This window comes from Spiroplasma endosymbiont of Virgichneumon dumeticola (assembly GCF_964264745.1).
Taxonomy (GTDB): domain Bacteria; phylum Bacillota_I; class Bacilli_A; order Mycoplasmatales; family VBWQ01; genus Spiroplasma_E.
In genome coordinates this window covers 707,133-728,072 of sequence record NZ_OZ183478.1, presented here as the reverse complement: position 1 = coordinate 728,072, position 20,940 = coordinate 707,133, and the positions used below count along the sequence as shown (strand labels likewise).

The 20,940-nt window shown below is 28.2% G+C and carries 32 protein-coding genes and 1 pseudogene; 13 read left to right on the top strand and 20 right to left on the bottom strand.

What is annotated here, in order from left to right; genetic code table 4:
- Positions 1–30: 30 nt before the first annotated feature.
- The 18 genes from ACFEL4_RS04710 to ACFEL4_RS04625 form a co-directional block, all read right to left on the bottom strand.
- On the bottom strand, positions 31–255 hold the full coding sequence (locus ACFEL4_RS04710) for a hypothetical protein (RefSeq protein WP_375318316.1): 225 nt from the start codon (positions 253–255) through the stop codon (positions 31–33).
- A gap of 20 nt (positions 256–275) precedes the next feature.
- Complete coding sequence (locus ACFEL4_RS04705) at positions 276–467, bottom strand: hypothetical protein (RefSeq protein ID WP_375316822.1); 192 nt, start codon at positions 465–467, stop codon at positions 276–278.
- A gap of 11 nt (positions 468–478) precedes the next feature.
- Positions 479–652 (bottom strand): hypothetical protein, encoded by a 174-nt coding sequence (locus ACFEL4_RS04700; RefSeq protein ID WP_375316906.1) that lies wholly within the window; start codon positions 650–652, stop codon positions 479–481.
- Positions 642–797 carry a hypothetical protein gene (locus ACFEL4_RS04695; protein WP_375318315.1) on the bottom strand — a complete coding sequence of 52 codons (156 nt, stop codon included), beginning with the start codon at positions 795–797 and terminating at the stop codon, positions 642–644. Before ACFEL4_RS04695 ends, ACFEL4_RS04700 begins: the two co-directional genes overlap by 11 nt.
- The gene (locus ACFEL4_RS04690) at positions 790–1,308 is read right to left on the bottom strand and encodes a hypothetical protein (RefSeq protein WP_375318314.1); all 519 of its coding nucleotides are present in this window, start codon (positions 1,306–1,308) and stop codon (positions 790–792) included. The genes ACFEL4_RS04695 and ACFEL4_RS04690 overlap by 8 nt, the downstream gene beginning before the upstream one ends.
- Positions 1,309–1,898: 590 nt before the next feature.
- Entirely contained in the window at positions 1,899–2,288 is a 390-nt protein-coding gene (locus ACFEL4_RS04685) for an IS1595 family transposase (protein WP_375316929.1), read from the bottom strand.
- Positions 2,183–2,719: a hypothetical protein gene (locus tag ACFEL4_RS04680; protein WP_375318313.1), complete on the bottom strand. Its 537-nt coding sequence runs from the start codon at positions 2,717–2,719 to the stop codon at positions 2,183–2,185. Before ACFEL4_RS04680 ends, ACFEL4_RS04685 begins: the two co-directional genes overlap by 106 nt.
- A 132-nt stretch (positions 2,720–2,851) precedes the next feature.
- Positions 2,852–3,010, bottom strand: coding sequence for a hypothetical protein (locus ACFEL4_RS04675; RefSeq protein WP_375318364.1), 159 nt, complete (start codon positions 3,008–3,010; stop codon positions 2,852–2,854).
- Between the two features lie 43 nt (positions 3,011–3,053).
- Positions 3,054–3,911: an IS256 family transposase gene (locus tag ACFEL4_RS04670; RefSeq protein ID WP_375318363.1), complete on the bottom strand. Its 858-nt coding sequence runs from the start codon at positions 3,909–3,911 to the stop codon at positions 3,054–3,056.
- Entirely contained in the window at positions 3,839–4,045 is a 207-nt protein-coding gene (locus tag ACFEL4_RS04665) for a hypothetical protein (RefSeq protein ID WP_375318312.1), read from the bottom strand. Before ACFEL4_RS04665 ends, ACFEL4_RS04670 begins: the two co-directional genes overlap by 73 nt.
- A 297-nt stretch (positions 4,046–4,342) precedes the next feature.
- A complete protein-coding gene (locus ACFEL4_RS04660; RefSeq protein WP_375318311.1) occupies positions 4,343–4,732 on the bottom strand; it encodes an IS1595 family transposase in 390 nt (129 codons plus the stop codon).
- On the bottom strand, positions 4,627–5,163 hold the full coding sequence (locus ACFEL4_RS04655) for a hypothetical protein (RefSeq protein WP_375318310.1): 537 nt from the start codon (positions 5,161–5,163) through the stop codon (positions 4,627–4,629). The genes ACFEL4_RS04660 and ACFEL4_RS04655 overlap by 106 nt, the downstream gene beginning before the upstream one ends.
- A complete protein-coding gene (locus ACFEL4_RS04650) occupies positions 5,141–5,323 on the bottom strand; it encodes a hypothetical protein (RefSeq protein WP_375318309.1) in 183 nt (60 codons plus the stop codon). The genes ACFEL4_RS04655 and ACFEL4_RS04650 overlap by 23 nt, the downstream gene beginning before the upstream one ends.
- Positions 5,324–5,412: 89 nt before the next feature.
- Positions 5,413–6,789, bottom strand: a complete 1,377-nt coding sequence (locus tag ACFEL4_RS04645) for an ABC transporter ATP-binding protein (protein ID WP_375318308.1) — start codon at positions 6,787–6,789, stop codon at positions 5,413–5,415.
- Complete coding sequence (locus ACFEL4_RS04640; protein WP_375318307.1) at positions 6,770–7,042, bottom strand: hypothetical protein; 273 nt, start codon at positions 7,040–7,042, stop codon at positions 6,770–6,772. Before ACFEL4_RS04640 ends, ACFEL4_RS04645 begins: the two co-directional genes overlap by 20 nt.
- 5 nt (positions 7,043–7,047) lie before the next feature.
- A complete protein-coding gene (locus ACFEL4_RS04635) occupies positions 7,048–8,145 on the bottom strand; it encodes a nicotinate-nucleotide adenylyltransferase (RefSeq protein WP_375318306.1) in 1,098 nt (365 codons plus the stop codon).
- 1 nt (position 8,146) lies between these two features.
- On the bottom strand, positions 8,147–9,043 hold the full coding sequence (locus tag ACFEL4_RS04630) for a deoxyribonuclease IV (RefSeq protein ID WP_375318305.1): 897 nt from the start codon (positions 9,041–9,043) through the stop codon (positions 8,147–8,149).
- A gap of 18 nt (positions 9,044–9,061) precedes the next feature.
- Positions 9,062–10,423 carry a DEAD/DEAH box helicase gene (locus ACFEL4_RS04625; RefSeq protein ID WP_375318304.1) on the bottom strand — a complete coding sequence of 454 codons (1,362 nt, stop codon included), beginning with the start codon at positions 10,421–10,423 and terminating at the stop codon, positions 9,062–9,064.
- Positions 10,424–11,231: 808 nt separating this feature from the next.
- Here ACFEL4_RS04625 and ACFEL4_RS04620 point away from each other — a divergent pair.
- The 11 genes from ACFEL4_RS04620 to glpK all read left to right on the top strand — a co-directional run bounded on the left by ACFEL4_RS04620 (position 11,232) and on the right by glpK (position 18,864).
- Entirely contained in the window at positions 11,232–11,768 is a 537-nt protein-coding gene (locus tag ACFEL4_RS04620) for a hypothetical protein (protein ID WP_375318303.1), read from the top strand.
- Positions 11,663–12,052 (top strand): IS1595 family transposase, encoded by a 390-nt coding sequence (locus tag ACFEL4_RS04615; protein ID WP_375318302.1) that lies wholly within the window; start codon positions 11,663–11,665, stop codon positions 12,050–12,052. Before ACFEL4_RS04620 ends, ACFEL4_RS04615 begins: the two co-directional genes overlap by 106 nt.
- A 106-nt stretch (positions 12,053–12,158) precedes the next feature.
- Complete coding sequence (locus ACFEL4_RS04610; protein WP_375318301.1) at positions 12,159–12,404, top strand: hypothetical protein; 246 nt, start codon at positions 12,159–12,161, stop codon at positions 12,402–12,404.
- A 664-nt stretch (positions 12,405–13,068) separates the two neighbouring features.
- Complete coding sequence (locus ACFEL4_RS04605; RefSeq protein ID WP_375318300.1) at positions 13,069–13,263, top strand: ATP-binding cassette domain-containing protein; 195 nt, start codon at positions 13,069–13,071, stop codon at positions 13,261–13,263.
- A gap of 38 nt (positions 13,264–13,301) precedes the next feature.
- Positions 13,302–13,919 (top strand): ATP-binding cassette domain-containing protein, encoded by a 618-nt coding sequence (locus tag ACFEL4_RS04600; RefSeq protein ID WP_375318299.1) that lies wholly within the window; start codon positions 13,302–13,304, stop codon positions 13,917–13,919.
- Positions 13,920–14,272: 353 nt separating this feature from the next.
- Complete coding sequence (locus ACFEL4_RS04595) at positions 14,273–14,476, top strand: hypothetical protein (protein ID WP_375317022.1); 204 nt, start codon at positions 14,273–14,275, stop codon at positions 14,474–14,476.
- A complete protein-coding gene (locus tag ACFEL4_RS04590) occupies positions 14,407–14,808 on the top strand; it encodes a hypothetical protein (RefSeq protein ID WP_375318298.1) in 402 nt (133 codons plus the stop codon). Before ACFEL4_RS04595 ends, ACFEL4_RS04590 begins: the two co-directional genes overlap by 70 nt.
- Complete coding sequence (locus tag ACFEL4_RS04585) at positions 14,703–15,086, top strand: IS1595 family transposase (protein WP_375318297.1); 384 nt, start codon at positions 14,703–14,705, stop codon at positions 15,084–15,086. The genes ACFEL4_RS04590 and ACFEL4_RS04585 overlap by 106 nt, the downstream gene beginning before the upstream one ends.
- 301 nt (positions 15,087–15,387) lie before the next feature.
- Entirely contained in the window at positions 15,388–16,494 is a 1,107-nt protein-coding gene (gene glpO, locus ACFEL4_RS04580; protein WP_308149582.1) for a type 2 glycerol-3-phosphate oxidase, read from the top strand.
- Positions 16,495–16,521: 27 nt separating this feature from the next.
- Complete coding sequence (locus ACFEL4_RS04575; RefSeq protein WP_375318296.1) at positions 16,522–17,274, top strand: MIP/aquaporin family protein; 753 nt, start codon at positions 16,522–16,524, stop codon at positions 17,272–17,274.
- A gap of 21 nt (positions 17,275–17,295) precedes the next feature.
- A complete protein-coding gene (gene glpK / locus ACFEL4_RS04570) occupies positions 17,296–18,864 on the top strand; it encodes a glycerol kinase GlpK (RefSeq protein ID WP_375318362.1) in 1,569 nt (522 codons plus the stop codon).
- Between the two features lie 52 nt (positions 18,865–18,916).
- Here glpK and ACFEL4_RS04565 read toward each other — a convergent pair whose 3' ends face one another.
- Positions 18,917–19,096, bottom strand: a complete 180-nt coding sequence (locus ACFEL4_RS04565; RefSeq protein WP_375318295.1) for a hypothetical protein — start codon at positions 19,094–19,096, stop codon at positions 18,917–18,919.
- A 65-nt stretch (positions 19,097–19,161) separates the two neighbouring features.
- On the opposite strand from ACFEL4_RS04565, the gene ACFEL4_RS04560 reads away from it, so the two are divergent.
- Both ACFEL4_RS04560 and ACFEL4_RS04555 read left to right on the top strand, forming a co-directional pair.
- On the top strand, positions 19,162–19,299 hold the full coding sequence (locus ACFEL4_RS04560) for a hypothetical protein (protein WP_375318294.1): 138 nt from the start codon (positions 19,162–19,164) through the stop codon (positions 19,297–19,299).
- Positions 19,236–19,916 (top strand): IS1595 family transposase, encoded by a 681-nt coding sequence (locus ACFEL4_RS04555; protein WP_375318293.1) that lies wholly within the window; start codon positions 19,236–19,238, stop codon positions 19,914–19,916. Before ACFEL4_RS04560 ends, ACFEL4_RS04555 begins: the two co-directional genes overlap by 64 nt.
- 658 nt (positions 19,917–20,574) lie before the next feature.
- Here ACFEL4_RS04555 and ACFEL4_RS04550 read toward each other — a convergent pair.
- Positions 20,575–20,907, bottom strand: a pseudogene (locus ACFEL4_RS04550) (YbjQ family protein).
- Positions 20,908–20,940: the final 33 nt, after the last annotated feature.

Below are 20,940 nucleotides of genomic sequence, written 5' to 3'. Positions count from 1 at the left end.
GTAAGTTGTAATTCTAAATAATTTCTTAATTTATCCATTATTATTCACTCCTTTAATATCTAATTCCATTACTAATATTTCATAATTTGTAATAAATGCTTGTTGAGTAACTATTCTTTCAAAAGTATTATCATTTAATATAGGATGTTTATAATTTTTATGAAAATTAATAGCATTTTCAATTTTAGTAAATACTTTATATTTTATTTCATCAGTATAATTAACTTTATATTTTAATAAATAAGCATATTGCATTATCTTTTCTCCTTTCTTAATTATTTTAAAAATAACAATCAATCTTTAACTAATTGTGGCATTTCATTAATTATTTTTTTATAATCATTAATTGCTTCTTCTAATATGTTAATTTCAGTAAATTTAAAACAATTCTCAATATGTAAATCAAAATCTCTATCAATTTTGATATCATGTTTTCTATATTTTTCATTAAATTCATTTCTAGTCATTTTATTTCTCCTTAAAAATTTTCTAATTGTAATTCATTAATATAATAGTTATATAAACTATCAGAATTATCACTTGTTAAATGTATATCTTCTTCAATCATTTCATTAATATCTTTATTACAATAATAAGAATTATCTATTTCACTAATTCAAATATATTTTTCATTATGAATATTACATTTCATTATTTTCACCCATTAATTTATAAAAACATTTATTACAAGTTCTATTAGCAACTGAAGATTGTTTATGACAAATATCACAACTATGAGTAATAATATTATTTAAATAAGTTTTTTTATATTCAAGGTTTTCTTTTCAATTAAACATTAGAATTAATTCCTTTCTTAATAAAATTATTTTTTTCTTTTAATTTTTCTCAAAAATTATTTTCAATTGGTAAACTTGCTTTTAATTTTTTTAATTTTAAAAGTAATTTATAACCTTTAATATTTTCTAATTTTTTATTTGTTTTATTTTTTAAATCATATTCATAAATAGTAAATTCATAATTTCTTTTAATACTTATTCTAATTTCATTTTTATCTTTACTTTTATGAATAAATTTTTTATTAATTCAAACTCCAATAATATTAGAATTATTTTCATTTAATAATTTAATAAAACTTGCTGAAGTAGTTTCATTAATAATTGCTATCTTTGATAAAAAAATAGAAGTAAAATTAGTTCTTGTTTTTTCTAATAATTCATTTATTTCTTGATTTGATAAATCTATCTTATATTTTTCATTTTGAGTAATAATATTATCTTTATCAAAATCTAAAAGTAAATTAGTAATTTCTTCTTGTGATAAATCTTTTTTAATATTTTCTTTAAACATAAAATATAATCCTTTCTTTAATTTAAGTCTTATTTAAAAGAAGTCTTAAAAGAGAAAACTTCTTTTCTCTTTCTTTTTGAAAAAAGAGGGGGTGTGGGGGAGAAAAAACTTTTTCTTTCTCTTTTCTTAAAAAGAACACACTAAAAATTACTATTAGTTATATCTGCACTATAGCCTTTAATAATTTTTTATTTAGTTATGTAATAATTAATTACTTTCATAAAGTACAGATTTATCAAAATAATTAATTATAATTGTTTAACAATTAAAAATGAGAGTATTATCTCTCATTTAAGTTCTTATTAAATCTAACCATTAACTTGATACGCCCAACTTGTTATTTGTTTAAACAACTAACAAGTTTTAAATATTAAGTAAATAAAAGATAATGTTTTAACTTAAAGTAGTAGTTAAAAAATAACTTTCATATGTTAATGTGTCCATAACAATACTTTTATTAAGATTAATTGCGCCTAAGTTTAAATAATTAGTAGGAAAATTTTTAAGGCTTTTCTCCCTTTATGTACTATTTTTAAATTTTATCACATAAATGCTGAGAAAAGCCTATCTACGGACTTCTCCCCACATTTTTAAATTAAACATAGCATTACAGTTTCAAAACTAGGTATGTTATTGAATTTATATGCAGCTTCTTTTGCATATAAATGAATATGATGTTTTGCAACTTTGATATGTGTTTTAAATGTTCTTCGTATATGTTTTCATACTGACTCAATTTGGTTGGTATTTACACCAGTTTTTGAAACATAGCCATCTTGATGGTTAACTGTTTCATGCTTAGTGAAAACCGATTTCAAATCGCGATATCCTTTTCAAGAATCAGTATGTACATCACACTTTGAAGAAATGTGGTTTATTGCAAACTGCAAAAGATTTTTACTGTTTGCGTTTTTCAATACTTTCACAATCAGATTGTTGGTTGTTTTTTCATAAATACCAACAATCAAGGTTTTGTTCAACAAGGATCTTCCTTGTTTTTTAAACCCATATGTGAAAGATACATTTCATCCATTTGCACTATGCCCTCAACAATGAATTGAGGTTCTTGTTTAGCAATGGCACTTCGGATTTTATGACCCATTCTTCAAGCTGTTTTCAAGGTCACTCCCAATGCTTTTGCAACATCAGTTGATGGAATTCCATGTTTGGTGTTTATTCATCTAAAGATGAGATAAAACCAAGATATTAAAGGTGTTTGTGACTTTGAAAATATAGTGCCCGTGAGAATACTGAATGTTTGATGACATTTCAAACATCTCATTTTTCTTAAATTAGAAGTATTCAAATTAAAACTAGAACACCTAATACATTTGCTTTGTTTCAAACTTGCTATATATGCAAGACATTTTTTTTCAGTTTGAAAAGTATTATTGAACTCACTCAATTTCATTGTTTCCTCCACAAGTACATGTGGGGAGAAGTCCGTTATTTTTTTCTAAATAATCACAACAAAAAGTCATTTTAAAGAAATGCAGTTATTTATAAAGAATAAAATTTTAATAAAAAGTAGTTAAGCAATAATTTAAGCCTTTTCAATTTTAAAATTATTATATTCGTCCATATTAATATGAACACGATTTATCATTCATTTTTCATTAAATTCCATTAAAATTGAACCTATTATTCGATATACACTATCAACTCCATGAAATATGGTAACAACACCTTCTCTTCTTCGAATTTCACGGTTTAGGCGTTCAATGTGATTACTAGTTCTTAATTTTTTATGGTAATAACAGTGGAAAGCTTAAAATTGCTAAAGCATCATCAAATCCATTTTCAAGAATTCGTAATGCCGAGTCTAAAAGATGGGAATAATTATCTTTCATTTCTTTAAGAATCATTCTAGCCATTTTAATACTACTAGCGTTGAAAATGGCATTAACATCTCTTTCGACTTTTTCTCTATCCTTTTTAGGTGTTTTATCCAAGATATTACGCATAAAATGTGCTTGATATCTTTGTAATTTCACGCCTTGAAAATGTTTTTGAACTGCTTTAACTAACCCTTTATGGGCATCAGAAACAACTAAATCAAGACCAGTTAAGTTACGTTCTTTCAATGAAGAAAAGAATTCACTTCATGTAGTTTCTGATTCTGAATCACCAACCATCATTCCTAAAATATCTCTATGACCTTGGTCATTTATACCTAGGGCTATAAAAAATGCTTTAGAGATTACTTGATTATTTTCTCGAACCTTAACATGTACTCCATCAATAATTATAAAAGGATAGGAATTTGCGCTTAAATCACGGTTTTTTCATGTGCCTATTACTTCAGTTAATTCTTTACAAATATTAGAGACAGTAGATTTAGAATAATTAATACCGCACAATTCTCTTGTTATGTTATCAACTTTCCTTGTTGATACACCGTCAATTACCATTTGCATCATGGTAGATAATAATGCTTGTTCTGAACGTTTAAACTTTTCGAAAATTTCAGTTTCAAAAGATTTATTACGATGTCTAGGGACATTTAAATTCAAAATTCCATTTACAGATTTTAAATCACGATGATAATAACCGTTACGGCAATCTGTTCTTGCTTCATTTCGTTCATAATTATTAGCACCAATTTGATCATCTGATTGATTTTTAAAAGTTTATTTAAAAATAATTCAATAAGCAATCTTATGCCTTCATTTTTAGTCTCTTTTGAAAGAAATTTTTTAATTATTTCAGAATCTATTGTAAAATTTAATGGAGTCATATATTTCTCATCCTATCTAGTTTTTATTTTCAAACTAATTATATTTGATAAGGAGGGGTATATGGCTCATTTTTTATTACTTTTTTAAATTTACACACAATCTTAGACTTAACCAATTAGACGCTAATAAATTTTTTATTAATTTTCAATATTATATTATGATTTTATATGGCATTCTTTTATTTATTTTTGTTTTAATGAACGCAATTAAATTAGGCTTTTCTCCCTTTATGTACTATTTTTAAATTTTATCACATAAAGGGAGAAAAGCCTATCTACGGACTTCTCCCCACATTTTTAAATTAAACATAGCATTACAGTTTCAAAACTAGGTATGTTATTGAATTTATATGCAGCTTCTTTTACATATAAATGAATATGATGTTTTGCAACTTTGATATGTGTTTTAAATGTTCTTCGTATATGTTTTCATACTGACTCAATTTGGTTGGTATTTACACCAGTTTTTGAAACATAGCCATCTTGATGGTTAACTGTTTCATGCTTAGTGAAAACCGATTTCAAATCGCGATATCCTTTTCAAGAATCAGTATGTACATCACACTTTGAAGAAATGTGGTTTATTGCAAACTGCCAAAGATTTTTACTGTTTGCGTTTTTCAATACTTTCACAATCAGATTGTTGGTTGTTTTTTCATAAATACCAACAATCAAGGTTTTGTTCAACAAGGATCTTCCTTGTTTTTTAAACCCATATGTGAAAGATACATTTCATCCATTTGCACTATGCCCTCAACAATGAATTGAGGTTCTTGTTTAGCAATGGCACTTCGGATTTTATGACCCATTCTTCAAGCTGTTTTCAAGGTCACTCCCAATGCTTTTGCAACATCAGTTGATGGAATTCCATGTTTGGTGTTTATTCATCTAAAGATGAGATAAAACCAAGATATTAAAGGTGTTTGTGACTTTGAAAATATAGTGCCCGTGAGAATACTGAATGTTTGATGACATTTCAAACATCTCATTTTTCTTAAATTAGAAGTATTCAAATTAAAACTAGAACACCTAATACATTTGCTTTGTTTCAAACTTGCTATATATGCAAGACATTGTTTTTCAGTTTGAAAAGTATTATTGAACTCATTCAATTTCATTGTTTCCTCCACAAGTACATGTGGGGAGAAGTCCGTTTTTTAATTCATCAAAAGTGCCAATTCGCACTAATCCTTTTCCTTTTTCTAATACTAAGATTTTATCAACAGTTTTAATGGTTGATAAACGGTGAGCAATAACAATACTTGTCCGACCAATCATCAACTTATTAAATTGAGCTTGAATTTCTTTTTCAACAATGTTATCAAGCGCACTTGTGGCTTCATCTAAGATTAGTAATTCAGGATTTTTTAAAAGATACGGGCAATGGCAACTCTTTGTTTTTGACCACCAGATAAGTTAATACCACGTTCTCCTAAAATAGTATTATAACCATTAGGTAGTTCTTGAATATAGTCATGAAGATTAGCCTTTGTTGCTGGTGCTTTGATTTCATCTAATGTTGCACCTTGCTTGGTATAACTAATGTTTTCAGCAAAGGTACCATATAAAATTTGTGGATCTTGTTCAATATAACCAATGTGATGTAAATATTGTGCTAAATCAACATCACGTAAGTCAGTATCTTTGTTAATTAAAATCCGACCTTGAGCAGGATCATAATAACGTAATAATAATTTTGAAATAGTAGTTTTTCCAACTCCTGTAGCACCAACAATGGCATAACTTTTTACTTTTTCAAATGTGAAATTAAAGTTTTCTAATATTCATGCTTCTTTATCATCATAACGGAAGTTAACATTTTCAAAAATAATATCATTAGTAATTTCATTAACTGCTAAAGCATTATCTTTCGTTTTAATTTTTGGTTCAACTTCTAAAATTTCGTTAACTCGGATAATTGAAGTTGATGTTTTAGCAAGGTTACCAAGTAAGACAATACTTTGAATAACAGGGAAAATTAAAGTATTAACAGCTAAGATAAAAGGAATTAAAGTTGTGGGTTGTAACATTCCTTTATTAACGAAAATAAATCCTGCTACTAATCCAACAATATTAATACCTGTTAGTAGGGTAATTAGTAATGCTCTAGTAAAACTATCAAAGGTAATAGTTTTCTTAACAGCTTGATAGTATTTAAGATGTTCATTGAAAAATCTTTCATTTTCTGTTTTTTCGGTAGCATTACTTTTGATTAAGGTAATGGTGCTTAAACGGTCGGTAATATCAGCATTAACATAAGTATATACTTTTCGTCATTTGTAGTTTAAGTAACGAATAATTTGAACATTTAATATTGATACTACTAAGATTAATAAGACAATTCCTAAAACAATTAATGATAACTGTCAGTTTAAAGAGAAAATAACATAAATTGAGCAGAAAAAGGTAACAACAGAACTAAGAATAGTTAAAGGAATTGATTGCATGTTTTCACCAATCACACCTGTATCACTAATAAGTTTAGTTAGAGTGTCGCCAATGTTACGGTCTTCATAATATGACATATCTAATTCTAATAAATGTTTTAAAACTTTATTACGATATTCAATTTCTACTTTAACACCAATCATACTTCCTGTTAAGTTACGAATATACATAAATAATCCTGAACCAATTTGTAAACTAATAAGAATGTAAGCTAAATTTAGAATGTTGCTTAAATTAGTAAAACCATCAGGTTTTGCTAAAAAGTTATTGGTAATTTTAGGGATGATTACTGACACTGCAGCTGATGTTACAGTTGCGAGCATGGCAATCATATAAAGTATTTAAAACAGTTAACATGAAGCCACTTTTTTTAATACGTAGCTCACTAAAACCTGAAATTCCTTTTTTAGATTTATCCCGTTTTTTCTGTTTTTTATTTTCTGCAGTTTGGTTATTGTTAAGACTTGCTACTACTGATTTATTTTCTGGTTGCACATTAATTTCATCACCATTTATCATTTTCGATTTTTTGTTATTTTTTTCTGCCATCATTGTTACTCCTTATTGATTCATAATTCATAAATTGTTAAAAATTTTTTATTTAGTGGTTGATTTTTTGATTCCAAATAAGTTTTTAAGGTTTTTAAATAAAATTTAAAGGCTAAAGTTAAATCTTTAAATGCTAGTGTTCGTAATTGTTCGACATGAGGTGATGAACGCTCGATAGAAATTTTATCAGCTAATAACACTATTAAATCTAATTCTGTCATCATAATAGCACCAGTAGTATGTTTAGCAATCGCATTTATAATAGAGTCATTAGTAACTAGATAATGATTTTTTAAATATAATGCTGCTACATAACCGTGTCAAACTGGAAACGGTTCTCGTAGTATATCTTTATTATATTTCGTTAAATACCTTGTCATTTTGCCTTTACTTCACTGTTTACAAAGGTCATGATAATTACCAGCAATTTGGGCGTGAATAGGATTAATTTTATAGTGAATAGCCAATTTTCGTGCCATTTCACCAACATTAAAACAATGTTGTGTTCGTTTTTCATCTAAATTAAATTGCAACCTAGTATTATTGTATAATAAATTATCATTAATATAATTATTTACCCTACTATCAAGTTGATTTATAACTTCGCCATTCCTGATTTTGGCAGAACTAATGTCACTACTTGGACTAACAACTAAGTTACGACATTGATATTTTTTCATTAAATCTAAAGTTTTCCGAAAATGGGGACGATTAACAACAACAATTTTTACTAAATTAATTAATTGCTCAATGCCCTGCCACTGGTTTAAAGTGTATAAATTATCAGAACCAATGATAAAATAGAATTTATAGTTACAATAAGTGTTAGTAAAATAAGTAACAGTATTAATAGTATAACTAGGTGCACTATTTGTCAATTCATATTCGTTAAGTTTTAATCATGGATAATCGTTAATGACTAAGTTAATCATTGCTACTCGTTGCTCATTAGTTGCGCTAACACTATCTTTTAAGGGATTTTGTTTGGTTGGTAAAATTCATACTTCATCTAATTGTAATTTTTGATAAGCAGTTTTGGCAATATTTAAATGCTGATTATGAAACGGGTCAAAGGTACCACCCAAAATACCAATTTTTTTCATGTTATTTTTCCTCTAATGCTAATAAGATGTCTTTATTATATTGTTTAGTTATAATCATTTTGATTTCATGCAAGTATGGTGGTTGGCCATTAATTCATGGTGTTTCTAAAATTTTAACTTTGTTAATTAACTTAGGATGATAAATGATATTAATTAAAGTTTCAAAACCTAAATAACCCATTCCTAAATTGGCATGCCGGTCTTTATGACTATCAAGTGGATTTTTAGAATCATTAATGTGCATAACAAATAATTTTTCTAAGCCAATTAGATTATCAAACTTATTAATAACCTCATCTAAATTATTATTTAAATCATAACCTGCATCAGATAAATGACAAGTGTCTCAACAAACACCAATTAAATTAGGTTGTTTAACATTATTAATAATGTATTGTAATTGTTCAAAATTAATTCCTACTTCACTACCTTTACCTGACATCGTTTCTAAAGCAATTTTTAAAGTTTGATTAGGTAAACAAGCAGCGTCTAGTCCTTTCACAATTTGTTCTAAAGCAACTTGCGGTAATGCTCCCACAGCAGCACCTGGATGTAAAACTAAGGTTTTAATGCCAATGTCTTGGCATCGGATAATCTCAGTACGTAAGAAATCAACTGCCAATTGAAAAGTACTAGGTTTGACACTATTACCTAAGTTAATAATATATGGGGCATGAACAATAACGTTATCAATACTAATATTATTAGTTTTTAACGCTTGTTGAAATTCAGTAATGAATAAATCTTTGGTTGGTTTACGAATGGTATTTTGTGGTGCCCCTGTGTAAATCATAAAAGCATTGGCACCATAACTAAGCGCTTCTTGAAGTGCTCCTAGTAAATATTTAGGTGCTTTCATCGCAACGTGGCAACCAATAATTAATTCTTTTACTTTCATTAATTTATCCAACTTTCGTTATTTAGATTCTTCAAATAATTTTTTTCTACGGGCAATGGCTTCCGTTTTTTTTATTTTTTTAATTGATGCTTTAATGTGCTGGCGTCTAGTTTCTTTTTTAACTGCTTCTAAATCACGGTTTAATTTTTTCTTATAGCCGGGCGTGACTTTTTTGTTGGCTTTAAATTTATTAATAATGTATTGTTCTTCTTTGTTAGGTTGGTTTTTTTTGCCTTTGCGAATAATAGTTTCATTAGTAATTTCTACTACTAATTTATTATCTTTAATTTTATAGTATTCTAAGGGAACGTGTAAATTTTTTAATTTACGGAGTGCTGAGTTATCATTTTTGTCATAGAAGACATAAGAAATACCAGAGTATTTACCACGTCCAGTTCTTCCAGCACGGTGAAAATAATACTCCATATTATTAGTTGGTAATTGTAAAGAAATAACATGTGATACTCCTTCAATATCAATGCCACGTGCTGCGATGTCAGAACAAATAACGTATTGATAATCAAAGTTTTTAATTCGTTTGAAAGTTTGTGCTCGTTCACGAGCTGGTAATCTACCATGTAATAGTGCTACTTTTTTATCTAGTTTAATTAAAATATCACCAATGGTCTTAATTTCATCTTTATTGTTAACAAAAATTAAGCATAGATATGGATCAAACATCGACAGTAAAAATTGTAATTGTTTTTTAACATCTTGATGATGGCGATTAATAAAAACATGACGAATTTGTTGAGATTTATTGGCAATAGTAATAGTTGTTGTATTAGTCATATATTTTTTTAATCAACTAGCAAGTTGTGGTAAAATCGTTGCTGAAAAAGTCATGATTTGTACTTGTTGGTGAATTTTAGAAATTAAAAAGTCTAAATCATCCATGAAACCCATTTCAAAGAGCATATCGCATTCATCAATTACTAAAACTTTAGTAGTAGTAATTGCTAACATATTTAATTCATATATTTTTTTTAATCTAGTTGGAGTACCAATGACAATTTGTGGTTGATTATGGGTTAAATTATTACTTTGGCGATTAATATCTTTTCCACCAACTAAACAAGCAATAGTAATATCTTGGTCTTTAATTAACGCTTTACAAAAGTTAAATGTTTGCTGAGCGAGTTCTCTGGTTGGAGCAATAATAACTGCTTGGGTAGCTTTAATGGTAGTGTCACATTTGTTTAAAATCGGAATTAAAAAAGCGTGGGTTTTACCACTGCCAGTTGGACTTTGAATAATTAAATTTTGGTTATTTAGAGCAAGTGGGATAATTTCTGTTTGCACTTGTGTGGGAGTGATAAGTTTTTCTTTTTGTAAATTAGCAATTAATCATGGTTGTAAATTGAATTGTTGAAATGACATTGGTTCACCTTTTTCTTTAATACTAATATTTTATCTTATTTTTGAGATAAAAATGTAAAAATTTACCTGTGAAGTGAAGAAAATTATTGTTGGTCGTAAGAAATGATTGAAAACTAATGTCGGAATTTTCCCAAATTGTAATCTCAAGTGCGAAAATTTAAATTAGGATTACGTCGCTTTTAACTTTATTTTGGTTATGTAGATGGTAGTAAATTATTTAAAAACATGCCAACATATTTACAAATCAGACTTCATAAACCTTTTGATTGAATAATGCGCTAGATTTCTGGCAAAACAAAATATTTTAATGCCGAAAAAGATTACCCTCAAAAGCCTAATGAATTAATGAAATTTTTTATTGGTTATTCACATTTAACTAATGCTATTAATGTTATTTATAGTAACAGGTTTAATAAAACTACTTCATATTTTAATAATGAATTAACAACAACAGAAAAAAATCTAATAATATTAATGGTAATGCTTTTTCTATGAGTACTAACCAATATGGTTATACAGAATTTGAAATTACTAGATCTAATCATGATGTCTGACCTACTATTTAAATAATAATTGCTATAAAATGAGAACTATTCTAAGTTCACTCTAGGAATTTAAAATAATAAAAGTTAGTATATAACTATCCAAATATTAGTTTTAAAAAACAAAGTAATTAATGATAGACTTATAATATGAAAATATTTTTTAAAAATCAATTAAAGATGATTTGAAAAAAGTGATTTAGTTTCATTGGAATTTTTATATTAATTTTTCGGACTTCTCCCCACATGTACTTGTGGAGGAAACAATGAAATTGAATGAGTTCAATAATACTTTTCAAACTGAAAAACAATGTCTTGCATATATAGCAAGTTTGAAACAAAGCAAATGTATTAGGTGTTCTAGTTTTAATTTGAATACTTCTAATTTAAGAAAAATGAGATGTGTGAAATGTCATCAAACATTCAGTATTCTCACGGGCACTATATTTTCAAAGTCACAAACACCTTTAATATCTTGGTTTTATCTCATCTTTAGATGAATAAACACCAAACATGGAATTCCATCAACTGATGTTGCAAAAGAATTGGGAGTGACCTTGAAAACAGCTTGAAGAATGGGTCATAAAATCCGAAGTGCCATTGCTAAACAAGAACCTCAATTCATTGTTGAGGGCATAGTGCAAATGGATGAAATGTATCTTTCACATATGGGTTTAAAAAACAAGGAAGATCCTTGTTGAACAAAACCTTGATTGTTGGTATTTATGAAAAAACAACCAACAATCTGATTGTGAAAGTATTGAAAAACGCAAACAGTAAAAATCTTTTGCAGTTTGCAATAAACCACATTTCTTCAAAGTGTGATGTACATACTGATTCTTGAAAAGGATATCGCGATTTGAAATCGGTTTTCACTAAGCATGAAACAGTTAACCATCAAGATGGCTATGTTTCAAAAACTGGTGTAAATACCAACCAAATTGAGTCAGTATGAAAACATATACGAAGAACATTTAAAACACATATCAAAGTTGAAAAACATCATATTCATTTATATGCAAAAGAAGCTGCATATAAATTCAATAACATACCTAGTTTTGAAACTGTAATGCTATGTTTAATTTAAAAATGTGGGGAGAAGTCCGTAGATAGGCTTTTCTCAGCATTTATGTGATAAAATTTAAAAATAGTACATAAAGGGAGAAAAGCCTAATCGAATTACCTCATTGATTATGATTCCTTATGTTATTAGTTTTATAAGTACTTTTATTTTTTCGGTAATCATAATTTATTTTCTGCTCCAAGTTACTTTACAATTATTATTTCAAATCGCTGGGGTTTTGTTATTATTTAATTTTTCAGCAATTTTGCTTTTATTTTTTTTCTTGAGTGTGACGTTTTTAACGGGTTTCTCATATGTTTTAGGTCATCGTCAAATTAATAATAGTCGTTTTAATGATGTTATTATGGAAAATTAGATAAAAAATTTGACTGTACCATTAAATTTTACAACTTAGGTAACAAATAGTATTATATTAATAATAATTTGTTAGTGGAAACATTACAAATAATCATGAAACTAAGAACCTAGAAAATGAATATACATATCAAACAAAAACTTTATTTGGAAAATTACCTAGCAGTAACTTACTTTTGAAAGTACAAAACGAAAGTTTTCTAGGAATTATAATATTAAAGGTTCAACGGCAGGCTGACCTATAGGAACAATTACTGCTTTGAAATTCTATCCACAAAGTTAATACATCCAATATAAAAACAGTCATACTATAAAATATGGTTCTTTTAATATTACTTTAAATAAAATACAATTTTGAAAAAAAAGTAGGAAAAAAATAAAAAAGGTATCAATACAACCTAAAATTTGATTTTATTAAATTTTTTATTTTTTATATAGCAAAGTACAACATGGTAGATTTTTGATGAGGTATTAATCCATAGTGCGATAGGGTATAAAGAAACTATTTAGTAGATGAGGGTAATTAACGCACTAATTAGAAAAATGAATTTATATGTTTCGTTTATAAATGTGAATTGCTATCATCATTCATATTTTAAGTTCCTATTTCAACAAATGTTATAATTAACAAATAAAAATATAACTAAGTAAGGAGTAAAAATCTTATGTCAGATGTTATGATTAGTGTTAAAAACTACAATATTAAATTTAAAAGATTTAAAATTCCACAAGCTGATTTTACAGTTTATAAAGGTACCATTCATGCCTTAGTTGGTCAATCAGGTAGTGGTCAATCATTATTATTAAATCAATTATCGGTGCTTTTCCTAGTAGTTGTTATAAAGGTGAAATTAATATAGATGGTCATCTTGCTGGTAGTGCCAAATCTAAATTAGGAATGGGTTATTCTTTAAACTTAGAAAACTTTCCACAAGGATTAAGTGCTTACAACTTTTTAAAATATTTAGGTAAAACAACAGGTATTAATAATGATAATTTAGTAGTTAACTTAGAAAAATTATTAAAATCTTTTAATTTATGAGAACATCGCCATAAGAAATTAAATTCTTATTCTTCAGGAATGAAAAATCGCACTATGTTAATTCAAGCATTAGTTCATGATCCACAATTAATTATCTTAGATGAACCAGGAGCGAATTTAGATTCAGAATCACGAAAGTATTTTACTAATGTCTTAAAACAATTAAAAGCGGAAGGGAAAACTATTTTCTTAACTACGCATATGATTAATGAGGTGAAAGATATTGTTGATAACTGTACCATTATTGATTTGGGAAACTTAATTTATAGTGGACCAGTCGCTAAGTTTGATGTTGGTAAAATTTTTATTTTGAATACTAATAACAATATTTCTACTATTGAACTATTAAAAAAATACAATTATCCATTTAAATATTTAGAAGCGATTGATGAAATTTTAATTAGATTGGATGATAAAGCAAAAATTGATAATCTTAATTTAATTATTATAAAAAATCAGTTATCAGTTTATTAATTATATGAAAAAGAATTAGATTTAAAATATTTAAAAGAGTTTTTGTAAGAATAAATGAAACAGTTTTTGCTTTCTGAAATCAATATCATTTTCCTTATACTAATCATTAGAGTTCTTGTTAAATTAAGTTTAACTACTTCTAAATTATGAATAGTAGCAATCAAAGAAAGTTATACTTAATATAATGCGTATTATTACCAATAAATTTCAATTATTCTCAACCCCTAATTTTTAATTATTGAATGTTGTTTACAATGAGATTTAAAAGGATTTAGTCCCCATAATACTAAATTATCATGTCCTGAAATAATTAATATTCGGACTTCTCCCCACATGTACTTGTGGAGGAAACAATGAAATTGAATGAGTTCAATAATACTTTTCAAACTGAAAAACAATGTCTTGCATATATAGCAAGTTTGAAACAAAGCAAATGTATTAGGTGTTCTAGTTTTAATTTGAATACTTCTAATTTAAGAAAAATGAGATGTTTGAAATGTCATCAAAATTCAGTATTCTCACGGGCACTATATTTTCAAAGTCACAAACACCTTTAATATCTTGGTTTTATCTCATCTTTAGATGAATAAACACCAAACATGGAATTCCATCAACTGATGTTGCAAAAGCATTGGGAGTGACCTTGAAAACAGCTTGAAGAATGGGTCATAAAATCCGAAGTGCCATTGCTAAACAAGAACCTCAATTCATTGTTGAGGGCATAGTGCAAATGGATGAAATGTATCTTTCACATATGGGTTTAAAAAACAAGGAAGATCCTTGTTGAACAAAACCTTGATTGTTGGTATTTATGAAAAAACAACCAACAATCTGATTGTGAAAGTATTGAAAAACGCAAACAGTAAAAATCTTTTGCAGTTTGCAATAAACCACATTTCTTCAAAGTGTGATGTACATACTGATTCTTGAAAAGGATATCGCGATTTGAAATCGGTTTTCACTAAGCATGAAACAGTTAACCATCAAGATGGCTATGTTTCAAAAACTGGTGTAAATACCAACCAAATTGAGTCAGTATGAAAACATATACGAATAACATTTAAAACACATATCAAAGTTGCAAAACATCATATTCATTTATATGCAAAAGAAGCTGCATATAAATTCAATAACATACCTAGTTTTGAAACTGTAATGCTATGTTAATTTAAAAATGTGGGGAGAAGTCCGTAGATAGGCTTTTCTCAGCATTTATGTGATAAAATTTAAAAATAGTACATAAAGGGAGAAAAGCCTTAATATTTTGTCAGTTATTAAATAAAAAAGTAAATTATAGCAACAGTTATAGAATCAAGAAGAATAGAAATTAAAGGTTAAATCCATTTTATGTGTAAATTTATTTTATCATAATTAAAAATTAGTAAACTTATCTCACCAATGACTAAAATGCACTATACTTAATGTAGATAATAAAATTATTCTTAATAGTTGAAAGAAGGGGTAAACAATGACATTTGATTTTGATGTAATTACCATTGGTGCTGGTGTAATTGGTGTTGCTATTAGTGATGAGTTGGCTAAAAACAAATACAAAGTAGCAATTCTTGAAAGAAATCCACGTGTTGCCCAAGAAACATCAGAAGGTAATTCAGGTATTATCCACGGTGGATTTGATCCAACACCAGGTAAACTCAATGCCACTTTAAATTTACAAGGACGTAAAATTTATGAAAAATCTTGATTTAAAGAACTTGATTTTCCATGAACTAAAATTGACTCGTTAGTATTGGCATTTAATAAAGAAGAAATGTCAGAAGTGGGAAAATTGTATAAAAGAGGACTAACCAATGGTGTTAGTGAAAATGAATTAAAAGTTTTAACAAAAGAACAAGTTATGAAGTTAGAACCTAATGTTAACTCCAATATTGTTGGAGCACTATTATGCACAGCATCTTATGTTGTTGATCCTGTGTTATTAACACAAAGTTTAGTTAAGCGTGCACTTAAATATAAAGCACAATTATTTTTAAACCATGAAGTAATTAGCATCAAATCATTAACGTCAGGATTTAAAATTAGTTGTCGTACTAATAACAAAGAACTTAGTTTTACTTGTCAATATGTAATTAATGCTGCTGGCCACTATGCTGATGAAATGGCCAATATGATTGATTGTCATGATTTTACTTTAAAAACTAGAAGAGGTCAATATTGTATTCTTGAAAAAACGGAACGTAATATTATTAATAACCATGTCTTATTTATGGTTCCTACCATTCATGGTAAAGGAGTAATTGTTGCTCCTATGACTGATGGTCATATTTTAGTAGGACCAACTGCTATTGATAATGTGGCAAAAAACGAAACGCGAATCATTACTGTTGATGATATTAAGTATATCAATAAGATTGGATTACGTTTAATCCCATCATTAAAAATGAATAAAACTTGTAAAGTAATTAGTGGTTCACGACCAATTTCTGTTGAAACTGATGATTTTGTGATTGCTAGTGCTAGTAATAATAAAAACTTTATTAATGTGACAGGAATTAAATCACCTGGTTTAAGTGCAGCTCCAGCCATTGCTTTACTAGTTGCTGAATTATTAAAATAACAAATTGTTTAAAAGGAGGTAATAACTATGTCAGAAGTTGCACAAGTAATTATTGGTGAATTATTTGGTACATTTATATTAATTTTATTAGGAAATTGTGTCGTAGCTAACACATTATTAAAAAATTCTAAGGGAGAAAATAGTGGTTGAATTGTTATTTGTGTGGGATGAGGATTTGCTGTAGCAATTGCAGCTATGCTAAGTCAAATTTCAAAAGCACATTTAAACCCAGCAGTAACGATTGGACTATGAGTGGCAGGGAAAAAATTAGCATTTGTCGATTGTAACTATGCGTATATTCCAATATACATTGTTGCTCAAATTCTAGGAGCTATGTTAGGACAAATTGTTGTTTACTTAGCATATTTCAAAGAATATAACAATACTGAAGACACAAATCGTATTTTAGCAACGTTTTCAACATCACCAGCTCATCGTAGTTACATTTGAAATACAGTAACAGAAGTAATTGGCACATTTATCTTAGTAATGATTGTTGGTGGTACATTCTCAATTAAAAACTTAGTGCCAACAAGCGGTGGTTTTGCTGGTTCTTGCACGGTAGGAATCGGGGTAATGGTAATTGGACTAGCAATTGGTGGACCAACAGGTTTTGCTATTAACCCCGCCCGTGATTTAGGGCCAAGAATTATTCATGCCATTTTACCAATGAAACACAAAGGAAAAAACGATTGAAAATATGCACCAGTACCCGTTGTCGGGCCATTACTTGGGGGAATCCTTGCTGGTGGTTTAATCCAATTAATAATGGTATTATAACCACAACGAAAGGAAGCAAAGATCATGGCTGAAAAATACATTATGACTTTAGATGAGGGTACTTCTAGTTGTCGTACTTTAATTATTAATCAAAAAGGGCAAATTGTTGGTAGTCATCGAATTGAAATTCCCCAGCACTATCCTCCACAATCAGGATGGGTTGAACATGACCCGATTGGTATCTGAAATAACCAGTTAACGACTATGGTGCAATCATTAAGTAAAAGTGGTATTAGCTCAAACGAAATTAAAGCCATTGGTATTACTAACCAACGAGAAACTACTGTTGTTTGAAACTTAGAAACAGGCTTACCGATTTACAATGCTATTGTTTGACAAGACCGTAGAACCGCTACTTATTGTGATGAATTAACTAAAAAAGGATGAAAAGATAAAATTCATCAAAAAACAGGATTACTAATTGATGCTTATTTTTCAGGAACTAAAATTAAATGAATTTTAGACAATGTCAAAGATGCACGAGAACTTGCCAAAAATGGTAAGTTAGCATTCGGAACCATTGATAGTTGATTAATTTACAAAATGACAGTAGGTACACATAACAATCAAGTGCAAGCTAAACATGTTATTGATATTACTAACGCTTCACGAACAATGTTATTTAACATTAATACTAAACAATGGGATAAAGAACTTTTAGCATTATTTGATATTCCTGAGATAATGTTGCCGGAAGTTATTCCTAGTTCTGGTGAAATTGGCAAAACTTATAAAGGAATGTTATCAAAAAACGATGATACTGAAATTATGATTGCTGCTGCTATTGGTGACCAACAAGCAGCATTGTTTGGCCAACTATGTTTAAAAGCAGGTGAAGTTAAAAACACTTATGGTACAGGATGTTTCATTTTAATGAATATTGGTGATAAACCTTTGTTATCAAAACAAGGGTTGTTAACGACCGTTGCTTATCAACTAACAGGACAAGAACCAGTTTATGCCTTAGAAGGTTCAGTATTTATAGCAGGCGCTGCTGTTCAGTTTTTACGTGACCAATTACGGATGTTATATCGTTCTGATGAAAGTTTATGATACTCACAAATTGTTGATCCTAAAGATGAACAACGTGTTTATGTCGTGCCAGCATTTGTGGGTTTAGGAGCACCATATTGAGATTCAACAGCTCGTGGTGCGATTTTTGGTTTAGAATGTGGAACCAAACGCGAACATATTGTTAAAGCAACTATTGAATCATTAGCATATCAATCACAAGATGTGATTATGGCTATGCAAGAAGATATTGCTCTTAATAAGGGTTTAAAAAACTTAACCATTAAAATTAAAGTTGATGGGGGAGCAAGTAATAATTCATATATTATGCAATTTCAAAGTGATATTAGTCGTACGATTTTAATTAAACCGCAAAATACAGAAACAACAGCCATGGGTGCTGCTTATTTAGCAGGATTAGCTGTTGGGTTTTGAAAGAGTATTGATGAGATTAAGAAGAATTATGTTGTTGAAAAAGAGTATAATCCGATTATGAAACCAGAAGATGCTAAAATTTTGTATAAGGGATGACAAAAAGCAATTAAACGTACGCGTGGTTGAACTACAGCGATTAAATAAATTAGTAAAAACTTGAGAATTTAGTAAGTTCATAAGTGAGGAAATTATGAACTTATTTAACTGATGCTGAACTCTTAATAGAATATGATTTTTTGTTTTCTTGGTCAAAAAAATTAGTGACTTCTACTAGATTAATAAATGAGTATGTTTTCAACTTTTCTGGAGCAGGATTTTCATCCTTGCATAAATTTTCTTTCGGACTTCTCCCCACATGTACTTGTGGAGGAAACAATGAAATTGAATGAGTTCAATAATACTTTTTAAACTGAAAAACAATGTCTTGCATATATAGCAAGTTTGAAACAAAGCAAATGTATTAGGTGTTCTAGTTTTAATTTGAATACTTCTAATTTAAGAATACTGAATGTTTGATGACATTTCAAACATTCAGTATTCTCACGGGCACTATATTTTCAAAGTCACAAACACCTTTAATATCTTGGTTTTATCTCATCTTTAGATGAATAAACACCAAACATGGAATTCCATCAACTGATGTTGCAAAAGAATTGGGAGTGACCTTGAAAACAGCTTGAAGAATGGGTCATAAAATCCGAAGTGCCATTGCTAAACAAGAACCTCAATTCATTGTTGAGGGCATAGTGCAAATGGATGAAATGTATCTTTCACATATGGGTTTTAAAAAACAAGGAAGATCCTTGTTGAACAAAACCTTGATTGTTGGTATTTATGAAAAAACAACCAACAATCTGATTGTGAAAGTATTGAAAAACGCAAACAGTAAAAATCTTTTGCAGTTTGCAATAAACCACATTTCTTCAAAGTGTGATGTACATACTGATTCTTGAAAAGGATATCGCGATTTGAAATCGGTTTTCACTAAGCATGAAACAGTTAACCATCAAGATGGCTATGTTTCAAAAACTGGTGTAAATACCAACCAAATTGAGTCAGTATGAAAACATATACGAAGAACATTTAAAATACATATCAAAGTTGCAAAACATCATATTCATTTATATGCAAAAGAAGCTGCATATAAATTCAATAACATACCTAGTTTTGAAACTGTAATGCTATGTTTAATTTAAAAATGTGGGGAGAAGTCCGTAGATAGGCTTTTCTCAGCATTTATGTGATAAAATTTAAAAATAGTACATAAAGGGAGAAAAGCCTTTTCTTTAATTTTGGTAAAATATTTTTCTTTTTTATCTACTTGTCTTAAAAGTTTTTTTGCAAATCATTTATGTCATCTTTATATTTTATTTGCGTTTTTGTTGTAAAAAATTATTGAAGCAATCTTTCAAAAGATAGTAATTTTTTTAAACTCTATTTTAGAATGTAATATGTTGCTATTTTGGATGTCATTTAATTGTTTTTTTATTTTTACAATTCAGTGGGAATAGTAACTTCTTCTTTTGTAAGCAACTTTTCATGTTGTAGAAACTCTCCTTTAAAAATAAAGAAACCTGTGTATTTTTCATCTTTATATGCTTGTTGTATTTTTTGAAAAGAATTATCAATTATTTTGTAAAATATTGAAATTTGTAATGTTATCGTTATTTCCTATAGTTAATAAGTAGTTAATCTTGTCTATGTTAAAACTTTTTTCAAATTTCAATATTTTTTTCATGTAATCAAGCAAGATTATAATTTGAATTTTTGCTTAATTCATCATGTGCATCAGTAATTGCTTTTTTGATGCTAGGAAGATTGTCAATGCAAACGTAACGATTTTAATATTAAAAATTAATCCCACTCACAATAGACAGCAGTACCATAAATAACGATATCTAACATGCCTTCAAATAATTCATTAGTTTCAAAACGAATAGCAAGAATGCAATTAGCACCAATGCTTTGTGCTTGAACTAATAATTAACTTAGTAGTTCATTTCTAATATCACTAGTTAATTTTGTTAAACCACTAATCTCTCCACCGAACATGCTTTTGAAACCAGAACTGATATTACTAAAAGCATTTCTACTTTTGACTTTATTAACAATTAAGAATTCTTTGTAAGTAACACTTTTAGCTCCAATAGGTTCATTGGAACTGTATACTTGAATTTGATTATTCATAAGTTTGTTTCTCCTTTATAAATCATTAAAATA